This window comes from Marisediminitalea sp. (assembly GCF_984433645.1).
Map to the genome: position 1 here is coordinate 1 of NZ_CFIDRX010000209.1, position 6,908 is coordinate 6,908.

A 6,908-nucleotide genomic window follows, 5' to 3' on the forward strand; every position below is an offset into this window, starting at 1 on the left:
AGGCTATCTGGAACGCCGTGGTGAATTTATCGCACCAGACAAGCCCTGGCGATTTGCCCGGGCAGGGGAGCCGTTCAGTACCCAGGTAATTGCCGGAAGTACGTTAGAACAACCGAACACCAGTCACTTCGTGGTAGTAGACAAGGCCGGTAATGCGGTGTCGATGACAACCAGTGTCGAGTTTATGTTTGGTTCTGGCCTGATGGTCGACGGCTTTCTGTTGAACAACCAGTTAACCGACTTTTCATTTTCACCCTCGCAAAACCGTTTCCCGGTCCCTAATCGTGTAGAGCCACATAAGCGTCCCAGAAGTGCGATGAGCCCCACTATGGTGTTCGATGAGGACGGTAATCTGGAATTACTGGTGGGCTCGCCGGGCGGCAGCCGTATTGTGAGTTATGTCGCGCAGACCCTGATTGGTGTAATTGACTACGGATTAGACATTCAGCAGGCTATTAACCTGCCGAAGATCACAAACCGAAACGACTACACAGCCTTGGAAAAAGGCACGCCAATTGAAGCATTGCAGGCACCGCTTGAAGCGTTAGGGCACAAGGTTAAAATTGTGGACTTAAACAGTGGACTGCACGGTATTCAGGTCATGCCTACCGGTTACCTTGGTGGTGCAGATCCCAGGCGTGAAGGGGTTGCGGTAGGTAAGTAGCGTCATTCACGGACTTCATTTTATGTCTAATTGCAAGCCACCATTCGGTGGCTTGTGTCATTAAAACCTATTTGTTGTTACGCTAAAGAGCACTTTGTATTTCTAAACTCTGTTTTTAAATAAGGATGTTGGTGTTGTGCGAGAGTTATTATGTTGTTCATTTTTGCTTTTTTTGGTCGGCTGCCAATCATTAGCTGTTACTACTGAAATTCCTTACGAGACTGAGGTGATGCTTCCGCCATACCTGGCGGCAATGAAATATCGGGATCAGATTGAAAAGTGCTGGCTTAATAGTGAACAGTTTTCAAAGAGTGACATGATCGTAGAGGTGTTTCCAATCTCTGGAATACACGATCCACAAGCAAATTGGATTTCCCTGAATATCAGACCTCAGTTAGTTGATATGGCTTACTCGTCTTCGGTGTTCTCCATTATTATTGAGGAAACGTCAACAAAGACTAGTGATGATCCTGGTTATCGTAGTTCGACGATAAGAGTGAGAACTTATCCAAATACCGCTTCAGGCTATCAATATTATTGGTTAGACATAAAGCGGTGGACCGAAGGTGATACTAACTGCAGTTCTTCGACATTGAGCCAGAATAACGCTGCTAATATCGCCTCTAACGAGGTTTAATATGTACCGCGTAATTTACCGAAGTAAAGGCTCATTCAGCAAAGTTAAGTTGGATAAAAGCTTAAAGCGAATACTGGAAATCGGTTTGCTGGAAGCGAAAAGCACAACAGATGAACTACTCGATAAGCAAACGGTGACTTTCGAATCGGTAAATAGTAGGCAGGCAGACCAGCTCTTAAAGTTAGCCGTCGATGAAGGCATTGACGCTTTTAAAGAGCAATAAAATGGATTTTCTTTCCTTAGAATGGTGAAAATGGACGAAACAGAAAAAAATGGTGAAGACCAATACCTGATCATTTACGACGGCGTGTGCAATTTCTGTAACGGCGCGGTGTCTTTTATTATCAAACGGGACAAGTCCGAACGGTTTATTTTTTCTCCTATGCAGTCAGACTATGCACAGGCGATTATTCGTGAGAAAAGTGTGGAAACCGTTGGGGTAGATACCTTTATGCTGGTGAAACACGGCCAGGTTTACTTATGGTCGGACGCGGCACTTGAAATTACCCGGGATTTAACCGGCTTTTGGTATCTATTTCGGGTTTTTTTCATTCTTCCCAGTGGCTTTCGTGACGTCTTTTATAAATTGTTCGCCAGAAATCGCATCAGGTTATTTGGTGGCACTAACCAATGTCAGATACCCGATAAACACCTTTTATCGCGGTTTCGTGGAATATAAATGCCAGCGAAGAGTGATTTGAACACCGCTGCAAAATACTTCACTCTGTGAAAATATTTAGGTATAACAAAGCTATCTGACTAAATTCATTCAAAGCGCGTGATGTTTCACTTGTATATTAAACGGAGCGCGTCAATTAAAACCCAAACATGGAGAGTTGTATGAGCACCAAAGAAGACTATTGGGGCATGCCCCTGAATACCTATTGTATGGCTATTCACCTGAGCCAGCTAACAAGCATTATAATCCCGGGGTTGGGTCTTATTCTGCCAATTGTGATGTGGGCAGCCAATAAAGACAAACACGAAGCCATCGATATTCACGGTAAAGTGACCATAAACTGGCTGATTAGCCTGTTTATCTATTCCGTGATCTGCGGCATTCTGGTATTCATATTTATTGGCATTATAGGCCTTGGCATACTGGCACTGTTGAACCTGATTTTTGCCATTGTCGCCGCCATCAAGGCTAACGACGGTCAGGTGTGGGTTTATCCGCTGAGTATTAAATTTCTAAAGTAGTGTCATAGAACGGCAAGGCAGAAGGGGCAGGGATCATATGAGTAAACAGCGTCCTTTCGGGCTGATAGTTGGTTCGATACTGCTTGCCGTAAGCCCGCTGAGCCTGTTGGCGGGCGAATTACCTCAGGCTAATCCACTGCAAGGACGTTGGGTATTCAACATTCCGGAAACGGTGGAAGCGTTGAAATACGCAGACCTGACCGATGAAGAACACCGGCGTTTTTCTAAAATATTTAAACCGGCAGAACTGCAAATAAGCAGTGATACGTATTCTACTTATTCTCATCGCGGGAAAACGCACACACCCTACGAAATTCACAGTATCTCGGAAGATGGTCGCTGCTTTACCCTTCAACTTAAAGACGCGCGCATTCCACTTGATATTCAAAAGCACGATGTATGCCTTGAAGATGATAAGCTCATTCTGGTTAGCTACAAAAATATCCAGGAAATTTATCATCGAAAGACACAACCATCACACTAAGCGCAGAGGAAGCGATGAAGCTAAGCGAAGACGTTGAGATCTCCACTCGCAAAGGGATGACCTTTGCGTTCAACCACGACCAAAACCGAATAGTGCTAAAAGCCAGTGCACTCACGGGCAAGGAAGCCGTCTATGTTAACGATCAGTTGGTGAGTGAAGCGCGGAACATCAAAACGCACTCTGTTCATGTATTTACTTATCAAGGGACTACATACCAAATAGGGTTAAAAGTCGACAGCATCTTAAAGGGTAAAATGACCTGTACGCTCAGTGCCGATGGCCATCAAATTACGTCATATCAGTTACATTACCACAAGCGAAAGAGCAATAAATTCGTTGAGTTGCCGTTAATTGTGCTGGCGGGCGCGGCAATGGGGATTGGATTGTCAAATGGCATGATTACGCATTGGATGGCGATTGTATTTATTGTGGTTGTGGCGATATGGGCGGGCTTGAGTGTAAAAGGGCAGTGGGTATGCACTGAATGTAAGTCTGCTAAGGAATTACAGGTTTAAGCTTTCATTTTACGTTGTTTTTATTGATCTATATCAGCCGTGCATGAAACCAGTACTTTGGGAGAATAGAGCACGATTTTACCCCGGCGTACCCTGATCTCAGTTTCACCTTATTAAGGAAATATTATGAGATTAGGTAAATTTGGATTAGTCGGTTTAATGGTGTGTACAGGCTCGTTTGCCAATGCCGGTCAAGCCGAGTCGCAAGATGTCAAAATGATCAACCTGGCCCATCAAAGTGGGTGCGTAACCTGCCATGCTATATCGGGCGCCGGTAAAGGCCCAAATGGTCTCAAGCCTATTGGACCAGCCTGGCAGGATGTTGCCAGGAAATACGGTCGCGATCCGGATGCTAAAGCGGCGTTGGTCACTACGGTATTAAATGGTTCAAGTCCCTATCAAAGTCACTGGAAAGGCGAAGTTTCGGGTGTTGCAATGCCACCCAATTCAGTGGTCTTAAACGAAACACAGGCAAATGAGCTGGTGGACTGGATACTGCACCTGGCTGATTAAGTCAGTTAGCACCGCAGTGGCTAACGAGGTTTCTCGTTGAACCAAGTTCGTTGCGGTGCTATAAAACCGTATTGCTAATGGAATACGGAATGCTCATGGAAGGCTATCTGCTGCGTAAGCAGGACATTCAGGCTCTGTGCGGCGAGCACAAAACCCACTTCCTTAATGACAGTGCAAAGCGCGAGAATCTGTCGTTAGGCGATCTTACCGGCCTTACTGGCTTCGGCTTTCATCTTATTTCAGTCGCTCCTGGTGATTACACTACCGAATACCATGTTCATCACGATGAAGATGAGTGCCTTTATATTCTATCGGGAACGGCGCTGGCTCGTATTGGTAATCATTCCTCACAGGTAAATGCCGGAGATTTCATAGGCTACCGGGCTGGTGGAGAGGCGCACACGTTGCTGAATAATGGCGATGAGCCTTTGGTGTGTATTGTTGTAGGGCAGCGATTACCTCATGACGTGGTTGATTACCCGGATAAACAAAAACGCTTGTACCGCCAGCCTGATCGCGACTGGGATCTGGTCGATCGTGCTGCAATCGAACATCCGCGCAGGAGAAAAGAGAGTAAATGAAAGCATTCAGCAGTTGCCTGATGGGGTTGGTGACACTGTATAGTGTGCCTGCCAATGCCGTCACTGTAAAAGAAGCACGGGCTTCCTACACTTATGTAAACAAAGCCCTGCGAGAAAATGCGCCGTTACGTGATATTGATACGGCTGTGTTAAGAAACCATGCTCAGGTATTAAATGAAGCATTGGACACTTTTTCTATTGGACCCCAAGGCTATCGGATGCTGCTTGATGCGCATCTGAACGCCGAAAAGATGCTAATTAAGCAAGCCCAATTAATGGACTTACCCTACGATGTGTCTGCAATACAAATCAGTCTGGACAGGCTGGATGCTTTGATCCCTACACTTGAAAAAGGTCAGGGTGGCATGTTGTACACGGCAGGTCATGTAGCGTCTTATATTTTGGAGGACAAAGAACTTGCTTACCAGTATTGGTTAGGTTGTGCGGAATTGGCGCATCCAGGGTGTATGAATATTATGGCCACCAGCTACGAGTCAGGGGCGGGCATGATGCCGCAGGACGAAACGTCGGCTGTTTACTGGCACAAAGAAGTGGTCGATACCGGCACCTATGCGCGCTGTGCTGGCGGATTTTCGGCTGCTTCGTTGGCATTACTGCAATTTACCGGTGTTGAAACCGGTGAACCTATTCAGTTTTGGTTGGATAAAGCGGATAACCTGCTGCAGCAAATTGTTGATGCCGAGAACGATCCTCAGGCTTGCAACCTCAGTGAAGTTGATTTACTCAGCTGGTTATTTACACAAAATGACGAGGCGCTGGAAAGACTCAAAGCCTTTGAATTTGATACCACTAATGACTACGGCATGTCGCGAAACCTGGTGCGTGATGCGTTGCTTCAAACCGATGATTTTAATGTGTTTGCTGAAATTATGCCTGCAATTGTTAATGACAATTACCGTTGTAGGGCCGCCAGTTTATTTGCTTTAAAGGTGTATGAACAGCCAGATCAACTGCGTGAAATTCAACAATATGTCCGCGAACTACCGCCGTTTGACTGCGGTCGCAGCCAAGCCACCGTTAACCGTCTTTTGTCATTACACATCTAACAGGAACGTCTCTTGAAATACATTGTTTTGGTTTTGCTTATTTTACAATCGTTGTGCGCTTATGCCTCTGACTTACTCAGCCCGGATGCGTTTACTGCACATTACGTAAAAGTCATTGAAGCGCAGTATCCGGACATAAAAGTAACAATTAAGGAGCCGCTGGCGATATCTATCGCCTATCCCGACGGCGGCACAATGAATAGTTTTTTGGACAACGCGTACATTGAATACCAGCAAGACCCGGACAATATCGACTCTGTCATTGTGGCTTATGCATCAGGTCTTGACCAAACCCGTGAACTCGAAAGTGCTGAATTTACGCTGGCAGAGGTGATGCCCGTGATTAAAGACATTAGCTATATTGAGCAGGTTGGCGAGATGTTGAAAGAGTCCGATGCTGACAATGGTTTGGTATACGAGCCGCTCAACGAAGAACTGTTTGTTGTGTACGTGTTTGATACACCCTCGTCAATCCGCTTTATGACACAAAGCGATCTTGTTGAGTTGGGCGTAGAGCAAAGCAGTTTGCGAGAAGCTGCATTAACCAATTTACAAAACGTGCTGCAACATGTGCAGTTAGAAGGCGATCCAGCTTCCTTGTCGATGTTGGTGGCTGATGGCATGTACGAGGCGTCAATGTTGTTATTTGACGGGATATGGAGCAAACAACAATTCCCGGTGAAAGGGGATATTGTGGTATATGTGCCTGCCAGAGACGTAGTGCTGATTACCGGCAGTGAAGATATGGTCAGCCTGGCGACGATTCAGGAAATCCTGTTCGACAAACAAGGTTTTGCCCATCCCATTTCAAACAGTGGTTTTGTATTTAAATCAGGAAAATGGGAACATTTTTAGCTATGCAGACAGCACAAAGGCGGCCCGTTACAGGAACGGGTCTGCCTGTACTTTGTCGACTTTCCAGCGACCATTCACTTTCAGCAATTCCAGTGTACGCAGGTCTTCCACCTTATCGCCATTGTACTGACCAGAAAAGAACAAGGTAACCACCGCGCTATCTGAATATTCGCTTCTACCAATTGACTGGCCTGTTTGTGGCGTGACCTCAACCGTATCGTATTTCAGGTTAAACAGGTGTCGCTGAACATTGTTGTTTGTGTGGTAGCGCTTAAGAATACGGGCCAAGCGATCAGTACTGATACTCACCGCACGATCAATCGAGTCATCGCTGTAAACACCGCGAATAAACATAACGGCTGTGTATTCGGGGGTATTCTCATCGAGCATTC

12 protein-coding genes are annotated in these 6,908 nt (G+C 45.9%); 11 read left to right on the top strand and 1 reads right to left on the bottom strand.

The window, feature by feature from the left end; genetic code table 11:
• From AC4MRN_RS18475 to AC4MRN_RS18525, 11 genes are all read left to right on the top strand, one after another.
• Nucleotides 1-664: gamma-glutamyltransferase (locus AC4MRN_RS18475; protein WP_491204112.1), on the top strand; the 664-nt coding region annotated here is incomplete at its 5' end.
• Between the two features lie 136 nt (nucleotides 665-800).
• Nucleotides 801-1,301, top strand: a complete 501-nt coding sequence (locus AC4MRN_RS18480) for a hypothetical protein (protein ID WP_491204113.1) — start codon at nucleotides 801-803, stop codon at nucleotides 1,299-1,301.
• Nucleotide 1,302: 1 nt separating this feature from the next.
• Nucleotides 1,303-1,524, top strand: a complete 222-nt coding sequence (locus AC4MRN_RS18485; protein WP_370164007.1) for a hypothetical protein — start codon at nucleotides 1,303-1,305, stop codon at nucleotides 1,522-1,524.
• 30 nt (nucleotides 1,525-1,554) lie between these two features.
• Nucleotides 1,555-1,980: a thiol-disulfide oxidoreductase DCC family protein gene (locus tag AC4MRN_RS18490; RefSeq protein ID WP_491204114.1), complete on the top strand. Its 426-nt coding sequence runs from the start codon at nucleotides 1,555-1,557 to the stop codon at nucleotides 1,978-1,980.
• Between the two features lie 161 nt (nucleotides 1,981-2,141).
• Nucleotides 2,142-2,501, top strand: coding sequence for a DUF4870 domain-containing protein (locus AC4MRN_RS18495; protein ID WP_491204115.1), 360 nt, complete (start codon nucleotides 2,142-2,144; stop codon nucleotides 2,499-2,501).
• 37 nt (nucleotides 2,502-2,538) lie between these two features.
• On the top strand, nucleotides 2,539-2,985 hold the full coding sequence (locus AC4MRN_RS18500) for a hypothetical protein (RefSeq protein WP_491204116.1): 447 nt from the start codon (nucleotides 2,539-2,541) through the stop codon (nucleotides 2,983-2,985).
• A 14-nt stretch (nucleotides 2,986-2,999) separates the two neighbouring features.
• Nucleotides 3,000-3,500 (top strand): hypothetical protein, encoded by a 501-nt coding sequence (locus AC4MRN_RS18505; protein WP_073324656.1) that lies wholly within the window; start codon nucleotides 3,000-3,002, stop codon nucleotides 3,498-3,500.
• 126 nt (nucleotides 3,501-3,626) lie between these two features.
• Nucleotides 3,627-4,013, top strand: a complete 387-nt coding sequence (locus AC4MRN_RS18510; RefSeq protein ID WP_370164012.1) for a c-type cytochrome — start codon at nucleotides 3,627-3,629, stop codon at nucleotides 4,011-4,013.
• Nucleotides 4,014-4,108: 95 nt separating this feature from the next.
• Entirely contained in the window at nucleotides 4,109-4,594 is a 486-nt protein-coding gene (locus AC4MRN_RS18515) for a cupin domain-containing protein (protein WP_370242522.1), read from the top strand.
• The gene (locus AC4MRN_RS18520; RefSeq protein WP_491204117.1) at nucleotides 4,591-5,661 is read left to right on the top strand and encodes a hypothetical protein; all 1,071 of its coding nucleotides are present in this window, start codon (nucleotides 4,591-4,593) and stop codon (nucleotides 5,659-5,661) included. Before AC4MRN_RS18515 ends, AC4MRN_RS18520 begins: the two co-directional genes overlap by 4 nt.
• Before the next feature lie 12 nt (nucleotides 5,662-5,673).
• Nucleotides 5,674-6,516 carry a DUF1444 family protein gene (locus AC4MRN_RS18525; protein ID WP_491204118.1) on the top strand — a complete coding sequence of 281 codons (843 nt, stop codon included), beginning with the start codon at nucleotides 5,674-5,676 and terminating at the stop codon, nucleotides 6,514-6,516.
• Nucleotides 6,517-6,543: 27 nt separating this feature from the next.
• Here AC4MRN_RS18525 and AC4MRN_RS18530 read toward each other — a convergent pair.
• Nucleotides 6,544-6,908 (bottom strand): hypothetical protein (locus AC4MRN_RS18530; protein ID WP_491204119.1); only part of this gene is annotated, 365 nt, incomplete at its 5' end.

Bases quoted from the DNA above. Each gene is read 5' to 3' on its own strand.
- AC4MRN_RS18510 (WP_370164012.1), top strand. From the start codon at position 3,627: ATGAGATTAGGTAAATTTGGATTAGTCGGTTTAATGGTGTGTACAGGC.
- AC4MRN_RS18485 (WP_370164007.1), top strand. From the start codon at position 1,303: ATGTACCGCGTAATTTACCGAAGTAAAGGCTCATTCAGCAAAGTTAAG.
- AC4MRN_RS18500 (WP_491204116.1), top strand. From the start codon at position 2,539: ATGAGTAAACAGCGTCCTTTCGGGCTGATAGTTGGTTCGATACTGCTT.
- AC4MRN_RS18515 (WP_370242522.1), top strand. From the start codon at position 4,109: ATGGAAGGCTATCTGCTGCGTAAGCAGGACATTCAGGCTCTGTGCGGC.
- AC4MRN_RS18495 (WP_491204115.1), top strand. From the start codon at position 2,142: ATGAGCACCAAAGAAGACTATTGGGGCATGCCCCTGAATACCTATTGT.
- AC4MRN_RS18505 (WP_073324656.1), top strand. From the start codon at position 3,000: ATGAAGCTAAGCGAAGACGTTGAGATCTCCACTCGCAAAGGGATGACC.
- AC4MRN_RS18520 (WP_491204117.1), top strand. From the start codon at position 4,591: ATGAAAGCATTCAGCAGTTGCCTGATGGGGTTGGTGACACTGTATAGT.
- AC4MRN_RS18490 (WP_491204114.1), top strand. From the start codon at position 1,555: ATGGACGAAACAGAAAAAAATGGTGAAGACCAATACCTGATCATTTAC.